The 18,195-nt window shown below is 55.0% G+C and carries 16 protein-coding genes; 8 read left to right on the forward strand and 8 right to left on the reverse strand.

Features of this window, described 5'->3' with window-relative positions; genetic code table 11:
• From M2406_RS21675 to mdtD, 3 genes are all read left to right on the forward strand, one after another.
• On the forward strand, positions 1-199 hold a 199-nt coding region (locus M2406_RS21675), incomplete at its 5' end, for a hypothetical protein (RefSeq protein WP_259191344.1).
• 174 nt (positions 200-373) lie between these two features.
• Positions 374-1,063 (forward strand): FadR/GntR family transcriptional regulator, encoded by a 690-nt coding sequence (locus tag M2406_RS21680; protein ID WP_259191345.1) that lies wholly within the window; start codon positions 374-376, stop codon positions 1,061-1,063.
• 64 nt (positions 1,064-1,127) lie between these two features.
• On the forward strand, positions 1,128-2,543 hold the full coding sequence (mdtD, locus tag M2406_RS21685) for a multidrug transporter subunit MdtD (protein WP_012147563.1): 1,416 nt from the start codon (positions 1,128-1,130) through the stop codon (positions 2,541-2,543).
• Here mdtD and rbsR read toward each other — a convergent pair.
• The 7 genes from rbsR to kup all read right to left on the reverse strand — a co-directional run bounded on the left by rbsR (position 2,540) and on the right by kup (position 10,416).
• Positions 2,540-3,541 carry a ribose operon transcriptional repressor RbsR gene (rbsR, locus tag M2406_RS21690; protein ID WP_012147564.1) on the reverse strand — a complete coding sequence of 334 codons (1,002 nt, stop codon included), beginning with the start codon at positions 3,539-3,541 and terminating at the stop codon, positions 2,540-2,542. The genes mdtD and rbsR overlap by 4 nt on opposite strands.
• A gap of 5 nt (positions 3,542-3,546) precedes the next feature.
• Entirely contained in the window at positions 3,547-4,473 is a 927-nt protein-coding gene (gene rbsK / locus M2406_RS21695) for a ribokinase (RefSeq protein ID WP_112362309.1), read from the reverse strand.
• Positions 4,474-4,540: 67 nt separating this feature from the next.
• The gene (gene rbsB, locus M2406_RS21700; protein WP_026142602.1) at positions 4,541-5,428 is read right to left on the reverse strand and encodes a ribose ABC transporter substrate-binding protein RbsB; all 888 of its coding nucleotides are present in this window, start codon (positions 5,426-5,428) and stop codon (positions 4,541-4,543) included.
• A 24-nt stretch (positions 5,429-5,452) separates the two neighbouring features.
• On the reverse strand, positions 5,453-6,418 hold the full coding sequence (rbsC, locus tag M2406_RS21705; RefSeq protein ID WP_259191346.1) for a ribose ABC transporter permease: 966 nt from the start codon (positions 6,416-6,418) through the stop codon (positions 5,453-5,455).
• A 6-nt stretch (positions 6,419-6,424) separates the two neighbouring features.
• The gene (gene rbsA / locus M2406_RS21710) at positions 6,425-7,930 is read right to left on the reverse strand and encodes a ribose ABC transporter ATP-binding protein RbsA (protein WP_112362308.1); all 1,506 of its coding nucleotides are present in this window, start codon (positions 7,928-7,930) and stop codon (positions 6,425-6,427) included.
• A 7-nt stretch (positions 7,931-7,937) separates the two neighbouring features.
• A complete protein-coding gene (gene rbsD, locus M2406_RS21715) occupies positions 7,938-8,357 on the reverse strand; it encodes a D-ribose pyranase (protein WP_017894480.1) in 420 nt (139 codons plus the stop codon).
• Between the two features lie 190 nt (positions 8,358-8,547).
• Positions 8,548-10,416, reverse strand: a complete 1,869-nt coding sequence (kup, locus tag M2406_RS21720) for a low affinity potassium transporter Kup (protein WP_012147570.1) — start codon at positions 10,414-10,416, stop codon at positions 8,548-8,550.
• 283 nt (positions 10,417-10,699) lie between these two features.
• Between kup and ravA the strand changes: the two genes are divergently transcribed.
• Both ravA and viaA read left to right on the forward strand, forming a co-directional pair.
• The gene (gene ravA / locus M2406_RS21725; RefSeq protein WP_259191347.1) at positions 10,700-12,208 is read left to right on the forward strand and encodes an ATPase RavA; all 1,509 of its coding nucleotides are present in this window, start codon (positions 10,700-10,702) and stop codon (positions 12,206-12,208) included.
• Between the two features lie 2 nt (positions 12,209-12,210).
• A complete protein-coding gene (gene viaA, locus M2406_RS21730; RefSeq protein WP_115183507.1) occupies positions 12,211-13,674 on the forward strand; it encodes an ATPase RavA stimulator ViaA in 1,464 nt (487 codons plus the stop codon).
• A gap of 3 nt (positions 13,675-13,677) precedes the next feature.
• Here the strand turns inward: viaA and asnA are convergent, their stop codons facing one another.
• Complete coding sequence (gene asnA, locus M2406_RS21735; RefSeq protein WP_012147573.1) at positions 13,678-14,670, reverse strand: aspartate--ammonia ligase; 993 nt, start codon at positions 14,668-14,670, stop codon at positions 13,678-13,680.
• 155 nt (positions 14,671-14,825) lie between these two features.
• On the opposite strand from asnA, the gene asnC reads away from it, so the two are divergent.
• From asnC to mnmG, 3 genes are all read left to right on the forward strand, one after another.
• Entirely contained in the window at positions 14,826-15,287 is a 462-nt protein-coding gene (gene asnC, locus M2406_RS21740) for a transcriptional regulator AsnC (protein ID WP_259191349.1), read from the forward strand.
• Positions 15,288-15,384: 97 nt separating this feature from the next.
• On the forward strand, positions 15,385-15,825 hold the full coding sequence (mioC, locus tag M2406_RS21745; protein ID WP_012147574.1) for an FMN-binding protein MioC: 441 nt from the start codon (positions 15,385-15,387) through the stop codon (positions 15,823-15,825).
• A 381-nt stretch (positions 15,826-16,206) separates the two neighbouring features.
• Entirely contained in the window at positions 16,207-18,096 is a 1,890-nt protein-coding gene (mnmG, locus tag M2406_RS21750) for a tRNA uridine-5-carboxymethylaminomethyl(34) synthesis enzyme MnmG (RefSeq protein ID WP_012147575.1), read from the forward strand.
• The last annotated feature ends 99 nt before the right edge of the window (positions 18,097-18,195 follow it).

Raw genomic sequence — 18,195 nt, forward strand, 5'->3', positions numbered from 1 at the left:
TGTGGAGTGCCCACACAGATTGTCTGATAAATTGTTAAAGAGCAGTGAGTTAGCCGCCGTAGCTTGCTATCTCGAGGTGGCGTATATTACGCTTTTCACCCGAAGAGTCAAGCGTTTATTTCGCTTTTCTCTTTCCGACTGGGCGACTTGGTTCTCGTTAGAGGAGTCGTTGTTCCCGGTCAGTGGGGGCGCATTATAGGGAGTTCTCAGAAGGCCGCAACCCCTAAATGCAAAAAACTTTTCAAGCGCGGATTATTTCAACAAAGCGCTGCACAAGTCAGCGTTTTCGTCACTTTTTCCGGTAAACAGCCACAAAAGCTGGCGATCCGTAGAGTAAAATAAGAGTAACAATGTCAGTTAAGGACTCGCAGCCATGCAATTTAATGCTCAACAACAGGCCGCCCAACGCAATCTTTCTTATCTACTTGCAGAAAAACTCGGCCAACAAATTCTGGCAGGCGATTATCAGGCCGGCAGCATCCTGCCCGGAGAGATGGAACTGGGCGAACAATTCGGCGTTAGCCGCACGGCGGTACGCGAAGCGGTGAAGATGCTGGCAGCCAAAGGCATGTTATTGCCCCGACCACGCATTGGGACCCGGGTGATGCCGCAAAGCCAGTGGAACTTTCTCGATCAGGATTTGCTGACCTGGTGGATGACCAAGGAAAACTTCGATCAGGTCATGCAGCACTTCCTTATATTGCGCACCTCTCTGGAACCTCAGGCCTGCTCGCTGGCGGCGGCCAATGCCAGCCATCAGCAAACCGCACGACTGGCTGAACTGATGGCAGAAATGCGCGCCCTGCATATCCAGTTCGACCGAGAGCACTGGATCCAGGTGGATACCCAATTCCACCAGCTCATCTATGAAGCCAGCGGCAACCCATTTCTGACCTCATTTGCCAATCTGTTCAGTTCGGTATATCAAAGTTACTTCCGCGCCATCACCGGCAACGAAGTGATTAAGCTCCAGCACCACCAGGCCATCGTCGATGCGATACTCGCCGGTGACAGCGCGGAGGCATTAGCCGCCTGCCAGATTTTGCTCAGAGAGAAAGACTAACGCCCCCTACTTATATATAGAAGAAGATGAAAGGGACGAAGACGACAGTTAACCGGGACTCACAATGACCAAATCCGCGCGCAGTATGGCAGGACTACCCTGGATCGCCGCCATGGCGTTCTTTATGCAGGCACTGGATGCCACCATCCTCAATACGGCGTTGCCAGCGATAGCTCAAAGTCTTGAGCGCTCGCCGTTGGCGATGCAGTCGGCGGTTATCAGCTATACCCTGACGGTAGCGATGCTGATCCCGGTCAGCGGCTGGCTGGCGGATCGCTTCGGTACCCGCCGGGTGTTTATCATCGCCGTTTCTCTGTTTACTCTCGGTTCGCTGCTGTGTGCGCTTTCTCCGACGTTAAGCCTGTTGGTAACTTCACGAGTCATTCAGGGTGTCGGCGGTGCGATGATGATGCCGGTGGCGCGCCTGGCTCTGCTGCGCGCCTACCCACGCAGCGAGCTGTTACCGGTGCTGAACTTCGTGACCATGCCGGGGCTGGTTGGGCCGATTATGGGGCCAATGCTGGGCGGTTGGCTGGTGACCTACGCCACCTGGCACTGGATTTTCCTTATCAATATCCCGATTGGCCTGCTCGGCATCTTCTATGCGCGTAAATATATGCCGGACTTTACCACCCCCAAGCGCCGCTTCGACTTCATTGGCTTTATGCTGTTTGGCCTGAGCCTGGTGTTGGTTTCTACCGGGCTGGAACTGTTTGGTGAGCAGGTGCTGGCCAGCTATATCTCATTGGGCATTCTGCTCAGCGGCGTGGTGATGCTGTTCGGCTATATCGCCCATGCCCGCAGGCATCCTCAACCGCTGATTGGCCTGGACCTGTTCCAGACCCGAACCTTCTCGGTGGGGATTGCCGGTAACGTCGCCTCACGGCTGGGCACCGGCTGTGTACCCTTCCTGATGCCACTGATGTTGCAGGTGGGTTTCGGTTACTCGGCGATTATTGCCGGTTGCATGATGGCACCGACCGCGGTCGGATCATTGATGGCGAAATCCACCGTCACTCAGGTGCTGCGCTGGTTCGGTTATCGTAAAACGCTGGTCGGCATCACCGTCATTATTGGCGTGCTGATTGCTCAGTTCGCGCTGCAAAGCCCAGGAATGCCGCTGTGGTTGATGATCCTGCCGTTGTTCGTGCTGGGGATGGCGATGTCTACGCAATTCACCGCCATGAATACCATCAGCCTGGCAGATTTGAATGACGCCAACGCCAGCTCCGGCAATAGCGTGCTGGCAGTAACTCAACAGCTTTCCATCAGCTTCGGGGTGGCGATCAGCGCGGCGGTACTGCGTTTCTATCAAACCATGTCGCTGGGGACCATGGTCGATCACTTCCACTACACCTTTATTACCATGGGGATTGTCACCGTGGCCTCGGCGTTTGTGTTTATGTTACTGAGAAGAAAGGACGGCCGTAACCTGATCAGCGGCCAGGACCCGAAGAAACCGGTTAAAACCGCGGGTTAACGGTAACCGACCGAAGCACGCTCCACCAGCTCAGGGGTCAACACCAGAACCTGGGCTTCGCGGTCCGGGTTCTGCAGGCGGTTAATCAGCGTATCAATCGCCAACTCCCCCAGTGAATCTTTCGGTTGGTGAATAGTACTTAACGGTGGGGCCAGATATTTGGCCAGCTCTATATCATCGTAGCCCATCACCGCCATGTCTTGCGGCACCGACAATCCGGCTTGATACAGCGCCTGATAGGCACCTACGGCTACCGCATCGTTACCGGCGAATACCGCATGCGGGGGTTCAGCCAGCGCCAGCAGTTGCTTCATGGCATCCACGCCGCCTTCAAATTCAAAATCGCAGTGCACTTCGTACCCCGGCAAGACTGCCAATCCGGCGCGCTGCATGGCGCGACGGTAGCCTTCCAGCCTATGACGTGCGGTAGTTTTATCCTGTGGGCCGGCGATGCAGGCAATCTTGCGATACCCACGGGCGATCAGGTGATCGGTCGCCATCTCACCGCCCAGCAGCGAGTTGTCCTGAATGATATCGTTGGCCCCTTCGAACGGCGCCCAATCCATCATGACGATCGGCAACGAAGGATAGCGGCTCAGCGCGTCCTGCGATGGCCGATGATTTTCGGTGCACATTAATAGCAAGCCATCGACGCGTTTTTGCAACAGCGTCTCCATGTTGCGATTCATGCGTGCGGCATCTTCTTCGGTATTGCACAGGATCAGACTGTAGCCACGCTCATAGCAACTGCGCTCAACGCCGCGCACGACTTCGGCATAAAACGGGTTATTGCTGGAGGTAACCAGCATACCGATGGTACGCGTCTGGTTTAGTTTGAGGCTGCGCGCCAGTGCAGAAGGCGCATAGTTCAGTTGTTCAACGGCCGCCATGACTTTGGCCCGCACGCTGTCGCTGACAAAGCGATTGTCATTAATGACGTGCGAGACCGTCGAGGTTGAAACGCCCGCCAGGCGGGCGACGTCTTTCATGGTGGCCAAGGGGATTACTCCTGCTGCCGCAAGAAGATGTCGATCTCTTCGCGCCAGGGTACGGAAGGCTGAGCACCTGGACGGGTCACCGCAATGGCCGCCGCCGCATGGGCAAAGCGTACCGCATCCGCCATGGTTTTGCCTTCCAGCAGCGCCGTGACCAGCGCCCCGTTGAAGGTATCGCCAGCTGCTATGGTGTCTACGGCTTTAACCCTGAAGCCGGGCACCAGCTTACCCTTGCCGTTTTCACTCAGCCAAACGCCACGGCTGCCGAGGGTGATGATCACAGTGGCAATGCCTTTATCATGCAAAGCCTGTGCGGCACGCGCGGCATCATCATCATTATTGACCGCAATACCGGTCAGGCGCTGGGCTTCGGTTTCGTTTGGCGTAATCATATCGATCATTGCCAATAATTCGTCCGGCAGTTCACGTGCCGGCGCAGGATTGAGGATCACCTGAGTCTGATGCTGTTTCGCCAGGCCGGCGGCGGCGATAACCGTCTCCAGCGGCGACTCGAGCTGCATCAACAACGCGTCGGCATCAATCACTTTTTGCTGATAGCGAGCCAGATAGTCAGGAGTCACTGCCGCATTGGCGCCGGCATCAATGCCGATCACGTTCTCGCCTTCAGCATTAACAAAAATCAGCGCTACGCCGGTCGTGTTTTCGGCAATCGCCTCTATCGGTTGGGTATCAATGCGATCGGTAGCCAGTTGCTGACGAATGCGTTCGCCGATGTCATCAGCGCCCACGCAGGCGATAAAAGCGATATCCGCGCCGCTGCGCCCTGCCGCCACCGCCTGGTTGGCGCCTTTGCCGCCAAACGCCACTTTATACTGCTTCCCGATCACCGTTTCACCCGGACGGGGAAACTGCTCAATATTGAGGATATGGTCGGCATTGATACTGCCCAAAACCACCAGCTTACCTGTTGCCATCGCATTGATTCCTGAATTGTGCGCCATCATAAACGCTCCGTTTTGATGGCGCTGGTGCTACAGAGTGTTATTTAGTGACCAGTTTCAGATCAACCGGGATAGTGGCCGGCACTTTTTCGCCTTTCAACACTTTATCCGCCGTTTCCACACCAATCACGCCGATCTGATCCGGGCGCTGCGCCACGGTCGCAGCCAGTTTGCCGCCTTCAACCGCTTTCACGCCGTCAGCGGTGCCGTCGAAGCCTACCACGACCACGTCGGTTTTACCGGCGGTTTGCAACGCACGCAGTGCACCCAGCGCCATTTCATCATTCTGGGCAAATACCGCCTGTACGTCCGGGTGAGCGGTCAGCAGGTTCTGCATCACGTTCAGGCCCTTGGTACGGTCAAAGTCTGCCGGCTGGCTGGCCAGCAGTTTGAATTTGTTCTGATCCAGCGACTGTTTAAAGCCTTCGCCACGTTCACGGGCGGCGGAGGTACCGGCGATCCCTTCCAGCTGGATCACTTTAGCGTCCGTACCCACTTTTTTAGCGATAAAGTCACCGGCCATTTTACCGCCGACGCGGTTATCAGAAGCGATATGGCTGACCACTTCACCTTTGCTCGCCACACGGTCCAGGGTAATGACCGGGATCTTGGCCTGGTTGGCCATCTTGATGGCGTTGCCGACCGCATCGGAGTCGGTTGGGTTAATCAGCAGCAACTTGGGCGCCTGCACCATCAGATCCTGTACGTTCGCCAGTTCTTTCGCCGGGTTATTTTGCGAGTCCAGCACCACCAGGTTGTAACCCAGCTTATTGGCTTCCTGCTGTGCGCCCTCTTTCATTGACACAAAGAACGGGTTATTCAGGGTAGAAACCACCAGCGCGATGGTGTCTTTAGCCAGCGCGTTAGCACTAAGGGTGGCGCTCAGCGCGAAGGCTGAAGCCAGAATTGCCAATTTTTTCATTTTCATCATCGTGATTCCTGTAGGGGGAGGTTATTTGTTGCTTTTGTTCTCTACCAGAACCGCCAGCAGTATCACCACTGCCTTCACGATCATTTGGTAGTAGGAAGAAACACCCAGTAAATTCAGACCGTTGTTCAGGAAGCCAAGGATCAGTGCCCCGATCAACGTACCAACAATACGGCCCTTGCCACCGGCCAGGCTGGTACCACCCAGCACCACCGCGGCAATGGCGTCCAACTCATAGCCGGTACCGGCGGTTGGCTGCGCGGAAGACAGGCGTGCCACTTCGATCACCCCCGCCAACGCCGCCAGCAGTCCACAAAGCGAATAAACGATAATCTTCACTTTATCGACGCTGATGCCGGACAGGCGGGTCGCCGCTTCGTTACCACCCAGAGCATAAATATAACGGCCCAGACGAGTATGGTGCAGCATGTACCAGGCGGCGATAAACACGATCGCCATAATCCAGATTGGCGTGGGAATGCCCAGCGGACGGCCGATGCCGAACCAGCCGAAGGTATCGGCCACGTCGGTAAAGCCGGTATTCACCGGGCTGCCGTTGGTGTACACCATGGTGACGCCGCGCAACAACAGCATCATCACCAGAGTGGCGATAAACGCCTGCACCTTGCCTTTGGCCACGATCACCCCGGTACAGGCGCCGACTGCCGCCCCCAATGCCAGCGCTGCCGCCACGGCCACCACCGCGTTAACTTCAAAACCGACGATCGACGCCGCCACCGCACCGGTCAGCGCCAGCAGCGATCCCACCGACAGATCGATGCCGGAAGTGAGGATCACCAAGGTCATCCCCACCGCCATAATGGCGTTCACCGAGGTTTGCTGCAGAATATTGAACAGGTTGTTTACGGTGAAGAAATTCGGGCTCATTGAAGAGACCACGGCGATCAGCACCAGCAGAGCAATCAGTGATTTTTGCTCTAACAGCCACTCTTTACTGAACCAGCGTTTTGCCGCACTCTGGGAACTCATATCTGATTACTCCTGCTTTACGCCGTATTGCTTGCCAACGGCCGCAGCCATCAACGCTTCCTGGGTGGCCTGTTCAATCGGGAATTCACCGCTGAGATGTCCTTCGTGCATCACCAGGATGCGGTCGCTCATGCCCAGCACCTCCGGCATTTCCGAAGACACCAGAATGATGCTCAGCCCTTCCTGCTTGAACTGGTTGATTAACTGATAGATTTCTTTTTTTGCACCGACGTCGACACCGCGCGTCGGCTCATCGAGGATCAGCACCTTTGGCCGCGTCATCAGGCCACGGGCGATCGCCACTTTCTGTTGGTTGCCGCCGGAGAGCAGGCCAATCGGCTGTTCCATCGACGGCGTCTTGATATTGAACAAACGGATGAAGTCACCCACGGCCTGTTGCTCTTCTGCCTGTTTCAGGCTGCCACCGGCACGGCTGAAATAGCGCAGTGCGGTCAGCGACATGTTTTCCTTCACCGACATCCCCAGCACCAGGCCATCGCGCTTGCGGTCTTCGGATATATACACAATGCCGTTCGCCAGACCGTCCTGTGGAGAATGGGTCACCACCGGGCGGCCATCGAGGCTGACGGTACCGGATTTGCGCGGTGCGGCACCGTAGAGAATTTTCATCAGCTCGGTACGCCCGGCGCCCATCAGCCCGGCGACGCCAAGGATTTCGCCCCGGTACAGGGTAAAGCTGACGTCATCCACTCCCGGACCGGAAACCTGGCTGACCTCCAGCCGTTTTTCGCCGCGCGGCAGATTCAGGCGTGGGTACTGTTCTTCCAGCTTGCGGCCGACCATCATTTCTATCAGCGAATCTTCCTGCAGCTCGCTGACCGGACGCTCGGCAATAAACTGCCCGTCACGAAACACCGTGACGTCATCGCAAATTTCAAAAATCTCTTTCAGCCGGTGCGAAATATAAACAATGCCGCGCCCTTCGGCCTTCAGTTCGTTGATCACTTTAAATAAAGAGGCGGTTTCAGTGTCGGTTAGCGCATCGGTCGGTTCATCCATAATGATTACTTTGGATTCGAAGCTCAGCACCTTGGCGATTTCCACCATCTGCTGATCGCCGATCGACAGCTCGCCCACCAGCCGGTGGCTGCTGTAACTCAGGTTTAACCGCGCCAACAGCTTGTCGGCTTCGGCATACATGCGCTTCCAGTCGATGCGGCCAATACGGTTCACAAATTCGCGCCCGAGGAAGATGTTTTCCGCGATCGTCAACTGCGGGATCAAGTTCAGTTCCTGATGGATAATGCCAATACCCGCTTCTTGCGAATCCTTTGGCCCAGTGAATGCCACCTCTTTACCGAGAAAATACTGACTGCCGGCGTCTTTGTTATAAATACCGGTCAGCACTTTCATCATGGTGGATTTCCCGGCACCGTTTTCCCCCACCAGCGCCATCACCTTGCCGGGATAAACGCTGAGTGCGGCGCCGGAAAGCGCCTTCACGCCGGGAAAGGCTTTATCGATCCCTTTCAGTTGCAGTAAAGGTTGCATAAATGCCTCAGAAAGTTACGCCGGCGCAGAGGATGACATTCGCATACGGCGAACATTCCCCGCTGCGGATCACTGCCCGGCTATGTTCAGTTTGCGCTTTGAACGCACTGTGGCTGATATAGCTCACGCTGATGGTATTGCCCTGGTGTTGGCCAAGTTCGGTCAGTTGAGCCAACAACGCACGATGGAGCTGCGGATTTTGTTTAACTATCTCTTCCGCCAGAATGGCGCTCTCTACCTGCATTTCCTGCGTCACTACCCCGAGCACCTGCAAAAACGTCGGTACACCCTGGGTCAGCGCCAGATCGATACGCTGCGCTGCCGCCGGAATAGGCAACCCCGCATCACAGATGACGATCTGGTCGGTATGGCCGAGGCGGGAAACCACGGCAGAAACATCAGCATTCAGCAGCACGCCTTTTTTCATTTTTTCTTCTCACTCCACCAGCGAAACGTTTCGCTTGTGTCTGGAGTTTAAAAAAACGCCAACAGAAGGCAACCGGGACAGTGCAGAAATGTGATCGCTATCGAAACGTTTCGCTGGTGTTACCGAGAACATAGTTACCGAGAACATAAACAGAAAGGGCCCAGCGGTTGCTGAGCCCTTGAGGGGGAAGTTAAATCTCGACCTGGGTTCCCAGCTCGATCACCCTATTAGGTGGGATCTCAAACTGGTCCGGCGCACGCAGCGCGTTTCGGCTCAGTGCGATAAACAGCTTGCCGCGCAGGAACAGGTACCACGGCCGCTTGGTCAGGATTAACGACTCATGCGACATAAAGAACGAGGTTTCCGTCATCCGACACGGCAACCCTTCCAGCCCACAGCGGTGGAACACTTCCTCCACGTTCGGCGTTTCACGCCAGCCGTAGCTGGCCACCACCCGCCAGAAGGTTGGCGAAAGTTGTTCGATGGTCACCCGCCGCACGTTGTGGACGTAAGGAGCATCTTCAGTGCGCAGCGTCAACAGCACCACTCGTTCATGCAGCACCTTATTGTGTTTAAGGTTATGCAGCAGCGCAAAAGGGATCACGTTGATGGCACGCGACATAAAGACAGCAGTCCCGGGCACCCGTACCGGCGGTGATTTTTCCAGCGAGGCGATCATTGCCTCGAGGGAGTTGCCATGTTCATGCATGCGGCGCAACAGGCGGAAACGCTCGCTCTTCCAGGTGGTCATGATGATGAACATCACCAGTGCCAGCAGCAACGGCAGCCAACCGCCAGAGAACAGCTTCAGGGCGTTGGCGGAGAACATCGGCACATCGATAATCAGCAAGATAACCAGAATGCCAACGGCGAAGAAGCGGTTCCAGTGCCAATTTTTGATCGCCACCGAGGTCACCAGAATACTGGTCAATACCATGGTGCCGGTCACAGCAATACCGTATGCCGCCGCCAGATTGCTGGAATGTTCGAAACCAATAATCACCAGCACGACCGCGATATACAGCGTCCAGTTGATCACCGGGATGTAGATTTGACCGGATTCCATCTCCGAAGTATGGATGATGCGCATCGGTGACAGGTAACCCAGACGCACCGCCTGGCGGGTCAGCGAGAACACGCCGGAGATCACCGCCTGCGAGGCGATAACCGTAGCCAGCGTAGCCAGAATCAACAGCGGGATCAGCGCCCAGTCCGGTGCCAGCAGGAAGAACGGGTTTTTAATTGCCTCAGGATTTTTCAGCAGCAAGGCACCCTGGCCGAAATAATTCAGCACCAGCGAAGGCAGCACCACGGTGAACCAGGCCAGACGAATAGGGAATTTGCCAAAGTGACCCATGTCGGCGTACAGCGCCTCAACGCCGGTGATCGACAGCACTACCGCACCCAGCGCAAAGAACGAAACCTTCTTATATTCGATAAAGAAGTTCAGCGCCCATTTCGGGTTCAGCGCCTGCAGCACCTCCGGGTTGGCCATGATGCTACGAGCCCCCAGCACCGCCAGAACGATAAACCACAGCAGCATGACCGGCGCAAACAGCTTGCCGACGCTGCCGGTACCGTGCTTTTGGATGGCGAACAACAGGGTCAATACCAGAATCGACAGCGGGACTATATAGCCATCAAGCGACGGCGCGGCAATTTCCAAACCTTCTATCGCCGACATCACCGATATCGCCGGGGTGATCACCACCTCGCCATAGAAGAAGCTGCCGCCAATCAGACCCAGGATCACCAATATGGACGTTGTCCGCGCCGAAGTATGGCGCCCGGCCAGCGACATCAGCGTCAGTATCCCCCCTTCACCGGCGTTATCCGCCCGCATGACGTAGGTGAGGTACTTGAGGGAAACAATGATGATTAACATCCAGAAGATCAGTGAAAGAAAACCGAAAACCACGTCTGGACGAACATCGAAGCCGTAATGGCCGGAGAAACACTCTCGGAGAGTATAGAGAGGGCTGGTGCCGATATCACCGTAAACCACCCCAATTGCCGCCAGGGTTACCGCCGATAAGGACTGTTTATGCTCTGTGCTCATAATTCGTTTCTTTATTAGAACATCCGTTAGCGATGCATCCGCATCAGCCAGAGATACGGGCTCTAAGATCCGTTACGCCCACTAAAAGGCGCACAGTATGCACGATTTATACTGCTTGCCTATCCTTATATCAGAGCTTAAAAATAAACAAAATGTGAACCAGCCACCCTTTTGATAATAGAAAGATTTTACTAATCAACAAGCTATACCATTAAAAATAATGGTGGTTTATCATCGGATTATCCACCAAGATTGGCTAACCCTCGGACAACACGACAATAATATGGCGTCATCATCACTTCTTGCAGAACGGATTTCCCGCCTCAGCAGCGCGCTGGAGAGCGGTCTTTATGAACGGCAGGAAGCCATTCGCCTGTGTTTGCTGGCGGCGCTCAGCGGTGAAAGCGTGTTTCTGCTTGGCCCACCGGGCATCGCCAAAAGCCTGATTGCCCGTCGGCTAAAATTCGCCTTTCGCAGCGCGCGCTCGTTTGAATACCTGATGACGCGCTTCTCAACGCCGGAAGAAGTGTTCGGCCCATTGTCGATCCAGGCGTTAAAGGACGAAGGCCGCTACCAACGTCTGACCACCGGCTACCTGCCCGAAGCGGAAATCGTGTTTCTGGATGAGATCTGGAAGGCCGGCCCGGCGATCCTCAATACCCTGCTGACGGCGATTAACGAACGCCGCTTCCGTAACGGTAATAACGAAGAACCCATCCCACTGCGGCTGCTGGTCACCGCCTCCAACGAACTGCCGGAAGCCGACAACAGTCTGGAAGCCTTGTATGACCGCATGTTGATACGCCTGTGGTTGGATAAAGTGCAGGACAAACAGAATTTCCGCTCACTGCTGGTCAGCCGCCAGAACGAGAATGAAAACCCGGTGCCCGAAGCACTGAGTATCAGTGACGAGGAATATCACCAGTGGCAAGCGCAGATCGACAAAATCAAACTGCCTGAGAATTGCTTTGAACTGATATTCCAACTGCGCCAGCGGCTGGATGCACTGGAAAGTGCCCCTTACGTTTCCGATCGTCGCTGGAAAAAAGCGCTGCGGCTGTTGCAGGCCTGTGCTTTCTTCAGTGGTCGCGACGCCGTGGCCCCAATCGATCTGCTGCTGCTGAAAGACTGCCTGTGGCACGACCTCAGCTCGCTGAAACTGCTGCAACAGCAAGTTGAGCAGTTGCTGAACGAGTCGGCCTATCAACAGCAAACCTTGCTGATCCAACTGCAACAGATCCATACCCGCTGGCTACAGCATCAGCAACAGCAGAGCGACAGCCAGGCTATTACATTGGTAAAAAAGGGCGGCATGTTCAGCAGAAAGCCCCAGTTTGCCCTGGCCACGCCACTCGGTACCGGCAGCCTGACCCTGCTGCTGCAAAAACCGCTGCAACTGCATGATATTCAGGTCAACCATCTGAGTATTGAAAACAGCGCGCTGGAAAACTGGCTGCAAAAAGGCGGCGACGTGCGCGCCAAACTGAACGGCATTGGCTTTGCTCAGCAGATTGACCTGGAAGTGGACGAGCAACTGCATCTGACGGTACTGGACGTCAGCCGCCAGCCCTCTTTACTGGCCCAGCCCGGCAAGCAGACCAGCGGAACGCCGCAGGCAATGCTGGACGAAATGGAGCAGTTGGCGCAGCGCCTGGCAGAACAGCGTCGGTTATTCAGTCAGCATCAGCCCTGCCTGTTTACCCCTGCCGCCAGGCTGGCAAAAATTGAGGCCAGCCTGCTGCAGGTGGCGGAACAAATCAAACAGCAGCACCAGCAAATGCGCGGCCAGTAATTATGCTCAGCCTGGAAACACTCGATCTGCTGCTGGCGATCACCGAAGGTGAACTGATCGAGGAGATGATCATCGGCATGCTGGCGGCACCGCAGCTGTCGATTTTCTTCAAAAAGTTTCCGGCGATCCGCCGGGCGCTGGATCGCGACCTGCCACGCTGGAAGCTACAGCTGAAAGAACGCCTGCATGAAGCCATGGTGCCGCCCGCGCTGGCACAGGAATTCTATCGTTATCAACAGTGTCAGCTAGAGAACAACACCCAGTTCTTCCACAACCTTAACGACACCCTGGATCTACTGCGCCAACTGGTTTCTCCCTTTTATGAGCAGGCGCGCTCACTGGTGGACGCCGCCGATCTGCCCAACCATCCACTGGATGACAGCTTCCAAACCCTGTTTCTGCAGCGCTGGCGCATCAGCCTGACGCTGCAGGCCACCATGATGCATCACCAATTGCTGGAACAGGAACGCGAACAGCTGATGGCGGAGCTGCAGGAACGTCTGGCGCTGAGTGGCGCCCTGGAGCCGCTGCTGTCGGAAAACGACACCGCTGCCGGGCGGCTTTGGGATATGAGTAAAGGCCATCTGCAACGGGGTGATTACCAACGGCTGGTGGAATACGGCAATTTCTTGCAGCAGCAACCGGAACTGAAAAAGCTGGCACAGCAGCTTGGGCGCAGCTATCAGGCCAAGGCGGTGCAACAGCAGGACGCGTTGCCGGAGCCTTTCCGCGTGATGGTGCAGGTGCCGGCCACGCTGCCGGAAGAGGTCAGCGGCATTCACCAGAGCGACGATATTCTGCGCCTGCTGCCGCCCGAGTTGGTCACGCTGGGCATTGAAGAGCTGGAGTTTGAGTTTTACCGCCGCCTGCTGGAAAAACGGCTATTGAGCTATCGTCTGCAGGGCGATGTCTGGCAGGAACAGATCCATATCCGTCAGGTCACTCACCAGCAGCAGGATCAACAACCTCGCGGGCCGTTTATTGTCTGCGTGGATACCTCAGGTTCGATGGGCGGTTTCAACGAGCAGTGCGCCAAGGCTTTCTGTCTGGCGCTGTTGCGCATTGCGCTGGCGGATAACCGCCGCTGCTACATCATGCTGTTCGCCAACCAGATAGTGCATTACGAACTGACCGCCGCCAGCGGTATTGAGCAGGCGGTTCGCTTTCTCGGTCAGCATTTTCGCGGCGGCACCGATCTGGCGGCCTGCCTGAATGCCACGGTGAGCAAAATGACGGAAAGCGGCTGGTTCGACGCCGACGCGGTGATCATTTCTGACTTTATTGCCCAGCGATTGCCGGAGGAGATAATAAAGAAGGTTAAACAACTGCAGCAAAACCACCAGCAGCGCTTTCACGCAGTGGCGATGTCCAACTACGGCAAGCCCGGTATCATGCGCATCTTCGATCATATCTGGCGCTTTGATACCGGGTTAAAAAGCCGCTTAATGCGCCGCTGGCGGCGCTGAGTATTACAGCAGCCCTTCTACCGCCTCACGTACCTGAGGTGACCACACGCCGCACTGTACCTGCCCGATGTGCGACAGTTGCAGCAATAGCATCACCAGGCGCGACTGACCGATACCGCCACCGATAGTTTGTGGCATCTCGCCACGCAGCAATGACTGATGCCATTCCAGCGCCAGGCGATCTTCATCACCGGTCTGTGCCAATTGGCGTTTCAGCGCGCTGGCGTCAACGCGGATCCCCATAGAAGAAAGTTCGAAGGCGTCCTGCAGCACCGGGTTCCATACCAGGATGTCACCGTTCAGGCCGGCCAACCCTTCAGCTGCTGGGGTGGTCCAGTCATCATAATCCGGCGCACGCACATCGTGTGATTTGCCGTGTGACAATTTGCCACCAATACCGATCAGAAATACCGCGCCCAGCTCTTTGGCAATCGCCCGCTCACGGCCTTTGGCATCCAGTTCAGGGTAGCGTTGCAGCAGGGTTTCGCTGTGCACAAAATGGATTTGCTCCGGCAGGAACGGCGTTAAGCCGTATTCGCGACTCACTTCCCCTTCGGTAGCCTTAATCGCCGCATAAATACTGCGCACGGTGCTTTCGAGGTAATCCTGGCTGCGTTCGCCATCGCCCATCACCCGCTCCCAGTCCCATTGATCAACGTAGACCGAATGGATGGCGCTCAGACGATCTTCGTCCGGACGCAGTGCTTTCATATGGGTATACAGGCCTTCACCGGCGCCAAAGTCATAGCTGCCCAGCGTTTTACGCTTCCATTTGGCCAGTGAGTGCACCACTTCGAAGGTGGCGTCCGGCAGGGTTTTCACCTTTACCTGTACCGCTTTCTCGCTACCGGACAGGTTGTCCTGAGTGCCGTCACCCAGACGGCTGAGGATCGGCGCCTGTACTTCGATCAGGCCAAGCTGTTGCTCCAACTGGCGGGAGAAAAAGGATTTAACCAGGCTGATTTGTTGTTGTTTTTGAATAAACTGTTTTTTCATTGCCGTATCTCTTATAAACCTGTCTCTGTTGCCAACGATTAAGCAACAGAACGGCACCACAATTCAATATCCGCTAATCAATATTGCCTTTTCACTTTTAATCGTTCATTTTGATGCGGTAATAATTCAACAATCAGCAATTAGTGGGGGATTAAATGGCTGAAAATTATCAGATCGATAATCTCGATCGAGGCATTCTTAATGCCTTGATGGAAAACGCGCGCACGCCTTATGCCGAACTGGCGAAGAATTTTGCCGTCAGTCCCGGAACCATTCACGTGCGAGTAGAGAAGATGAAGCAGGCCGGTATCATCACCGGAGCACGGGTAGACGTGAATCCCAAACGCCTGGGCTACGACGTCTGCTGTTTTATCGGCATTATATTAAAGAGTGCCAAAGACTATCCTTCTGCACTGAAAAAGCTCGAAAGCCTGGAGGAAGTGGTCGAGGCCTATTACACCACCGGCCACTACAGCGTGTTTATCAAAGTGATGTGCCGCTCGATAGATGCGCTGCAACAAGTACTTATCAACAAGATCCAGACTATCGACGAGATCCAGTCAACTGAAACCCTGATCTCGCTGCATAACCCCATCATGCGTACCATCACTCCCTAGCCAACTATTTACTATACCCATATTATCCACAGGTAGATCCCAGCCGATTCACAGCGTACAATGCTGCCACTTTGAGAAGGTTGGGATCATTCATTTCATGGCAGACATTACTCTGATCAGTGGCAGTACGCTTGGCAGTGCCGAGTACGTAGCCGAGCACCTGGCTGAAAAGCTGGAAGCGGCAGGCTTTACTACCGAGACCCTGCACGGCCCTGAATTGGATGAACTGACCTTGTCCGGACGCTGGCTGGTGGTGTCTTCGACCCATGGCGCCGGGGATTTACCGGATAACCTGCAACCGCTGCTGGAACAAATAGAAGAACAGCTTCCTGATTTATCCCAGGTGCAGTTCGGTGCAGTCGGTTTGGGCAGCTCTGAATACGATACTTTCTGTGGTGCGATCCAACGGATCGACGATCTTCTGATTGCCCGTGGAGCGAAAAGGATCGGCGATCGGCTCGAGATCGACGTGACTGAACACGAAATTCCTGAGGATCCAGCAGAGGAATGGGTGAAAAATTGGATTAATTTACTCTAATTTGTTCAAAGATCACCCGAACGATTGTGGATAACTATGCTTAAAAGCAGGGTAAAACCGGTAGTTATCCCAATAACAACCTTAGGTCGCTTTTTGTCCTGTGCATAACATGCCATTTAGATCCCAGCTTATAAGCCATAGGATCACCGATCATTCACAGCTAACGATCCTCCTTAATTAGCTGATCTCAATCGCGAATAATCACTTATCCACAGAAGATCGCGATCCTAATAAGAGATCTAATAAAGAGATCTTTAAATAAAAAGATCTTCTTTTAATTACTCAAGGATCCTGACCACTTGGTCGATCGACTAAACTTGAGTAGAATCCACCACCCCAGGGCAAACAACGATCGTTCGCAATACGACGAGGTGCAGTTCCATGTTTTATCCAGAGCAATTTGACGTCATCATCATCGGTGGTGGCCATGCCGGTACCGAAGCCGCTATGGCCGCGGCACGTATGGGACGTCAGACTTTATTACTGACTCACAATATCGATACGCTGGGGCAAATGTCTTGCAACCCGGCGATTGGCGGTATTGGTAAAGGGCATCTGGTTAAGGAAATTGATGCACTTGGCGGCCTGATGGCCACAGCGATCGACCATGCCGGCATCCAGTTTAGGATACTAAACGCCAGCAAAGGCCCTGCGGTACGAGCCACCCGGGCTCAGGCTGACCGAGTACTGTATCGTCAAGCGGTACGTACTGCTCTGGAGAACCAGCCCAATCTGATGATCTTCCAGCAACCGGTCGAAGATCTGATCGTGGAAAACGATCGCGTTGTCGGTGCCGTGACCCAAATGGGGCTGAAATTCCGCGCCAAGGCGGTAGTACTGACCGTAGGTACCTTCCTGGACGGCAAGATCCACATTGGTCTGGAAAACTACAGCGGTGGCCGTGCCGGAGATCCGCCATCGATCTCACTGTCACAGCGACTGCGTGAATTGCCTTTGCGTGTTAACCGACTGAAAACCGGTACACCGCCGCGTATCGATGCCCGCAGCATAGATTTCAGCGTATTGGCACCTCAACACGGTGATACACCGATCCCGGTGTTCTCGTTCATGGGCAACGCTGGGCAACACCCTGAACAAATGGCGTGTTACATCACCTACACCAATGAAAAAACCCATGATGTGATCCGTAATAACCTCGATCGCAGCCCGATGTATGCCGGGATCATCGAAGGGATCGGCCCGCGTTACTGCCCGTCGATCGAAGACAAGGTGATGCGTTTTGCCGATCGTAACGCGCACCAGATCTTCCTTGAGCCGGAAGGCCTGACCAGTAATGAAATTTATCCAAACGGCATCTCCACCAGCCTGCCGTTTGACGTACAGATGCAGATCGTCCGTTCGATGGAAGGGATGCAAAATGCCCGGATCATTCGACCAGGCTATGCCATCGAGTATGATTTCTTCGATCCTCGCGATCTGAAGCCGACGCTGGAAAGCAAATTTATTCAGGGCCTGTTCTTCGCCGGCCAGATCAACGGCACCACCGGTTACGAAGAAGCTGCAGCGCAAGGCCTGTTAGCCGGCCTGAATGCCGGGCGCTACGCCAATGAAGACGAAGGCTGGTCACCACGCCGCGATCAGGCTTATCTGGGCGTGCTGGTGGACGACCTCAGCACCCTGGGCACCAAAGAGCCGTACCGCATGTTCACATCACGTGCCGAATACCGCCTGATGTTACGTGAAGACAATGCCGATCTGCGCCTGACGGAAAAAGGCCGCGAACTGGGCCTGGTGGACGATGCCCGCTGGGCACGCTTTAGCGAAAAACTCGAGCACATCGAACAGGAACGTCAGCGCCTGCGCGACATCTGGATGCACCCGCACGCCGAAAACGTCGAGCAGGTGAATGCGCTGCTGAAAGCACCGCTGTCGCGTGAAGCCAACGGTGAAGAACTGCTGCGCCGCCCGGAAATGGATTACACCCAATTGACCTCCGTCGCGGCATTTGCGCCGCCGCTGGCCGATACTCAGGCAGCCGAGCAGGTTGAGATCCAGGTAAAATACGAAGGTTATATTGCTCGCCAGCAGGAAGAGATCGAAAAACAGCAGCGCAATGAGAACACCGTGCTGCCGTTGGATCTCGATTACCAGCAGGTTTCTGGCCTGTCGAATGAAGTGATCGCCAAGTTGAATGACCACAAGCCGAATTCGATCGGCCAGGCTTCACGCATTTCTGGCATCACGCCGGCGGCGATCTCAATTCTACTGATTTGGCTGAAAAAGCAGGGGCTGCTGCGCCGCAGCGCATAAATCCTGTTTTTGGGCGGCCGTTTGATTATTTGATCGGCAAACGGCCGCTGACATCGTTTCTGGCCTGAATTATTATGGTCACCTTCTTGGGCAGCCCCT

The organism is Serratia sp. BIGb0163 (assembly GCF_024809935.1).
Lineage (GTDB): Bacteria > Pseudomonadota > Gammaproteobacteria > Enterobacterales > Enterobacteriaceae > Serratia > Serratia quinivorans.

Coding starts and splice junctions, on each gene's coding strand:
- asnC (WP_259191349.1), top strand. CDS start 14,826: ATGGCTGAAAATTATCAGATCGATAATCTCGATCGAGGCATTCTTAAT.
- ravA (WP_259191347.1), top strand. CDS start 10,700: ATGGCGTCATCATCACTTCTTGCAGAACGGATTTCCCGCCTCAGCAGC.
- mioC (WP_012147574.1), top strand. CDS start 15,385: ATGGCAGACATTACTCTGATCAGTGGCAGTACGCTTGGCAGTGCCGAG.
- rbsK (WP_112362309.1), bottom strand. CDS start 4,473: ATGGCAACAGGTAAGCTGGTGGTTTTGGGCAGTATCAATGCCGACCAT.
- mdtD (WP_012147563.1), top strand. CDS start 1,128: ATGACCAAATCCGCGCGCAGTATGGCAGGACTACCCTGGATCGCCGCC.
- rbsD (WP_017894480.1), bottom strand. CDS start 8,357: ATGAAAAAAGGCGTGCTGCTGAATGCTGATGTTTCTGCCGTGGTTTCC.
- rbsC (WP_259191346.1), bottom strand. CDS start 6,418: ATGAGTTCCCAGAGTGCGGCAAAACGCTGGTTCAGTAAAGAGTGGCTG.
- rbsB (WP_026142602.1), bottom strand. CDS start 5,428: ATGAAAATGAAAAAATTGGCAATTCTGGCTTCAGCCTTCGCGCTGAGC.
- M2406_RS21680 (WP_259191345.1), top strand. CDS start 374: ATGCAATTTAATGCTCAACAACAGGCCGCCCAACGCAATCTTTCTTAT.
- asnA (WP_012147573.1), bottom strand. CDS start 14,670: ATGAAAAAACAGTTTATTCAAAAACAACAACAAATCAGCCTGGTTAAA.
- rbsA (WP_112362308.1), bottom strand. CDS start 7,930: ATGCAACCTTTACTGCAACTGAAAGGGATCGATAAAGCCTTTCCCGGC.
- viaA (WP_115183507.1), top strand. CDS start 12,211: ATGCTCAGCCTGGAAACACTCGATCTGCTGCTGGCGATCACCGAAGGT.
- kup (WP_012147570.1), bottom strand. CDS start 10,416: ATGAGCACAGAGCATAAACAGTCCTTATCGGCGGTAACCCTGGCGGCA.
- mnmG (WP_012147575.1), top strand. CDS start 16,207: ATGTTTTATCCAGAGCAATTTGACGTCATCATCATCGGTGGTGGCCAT.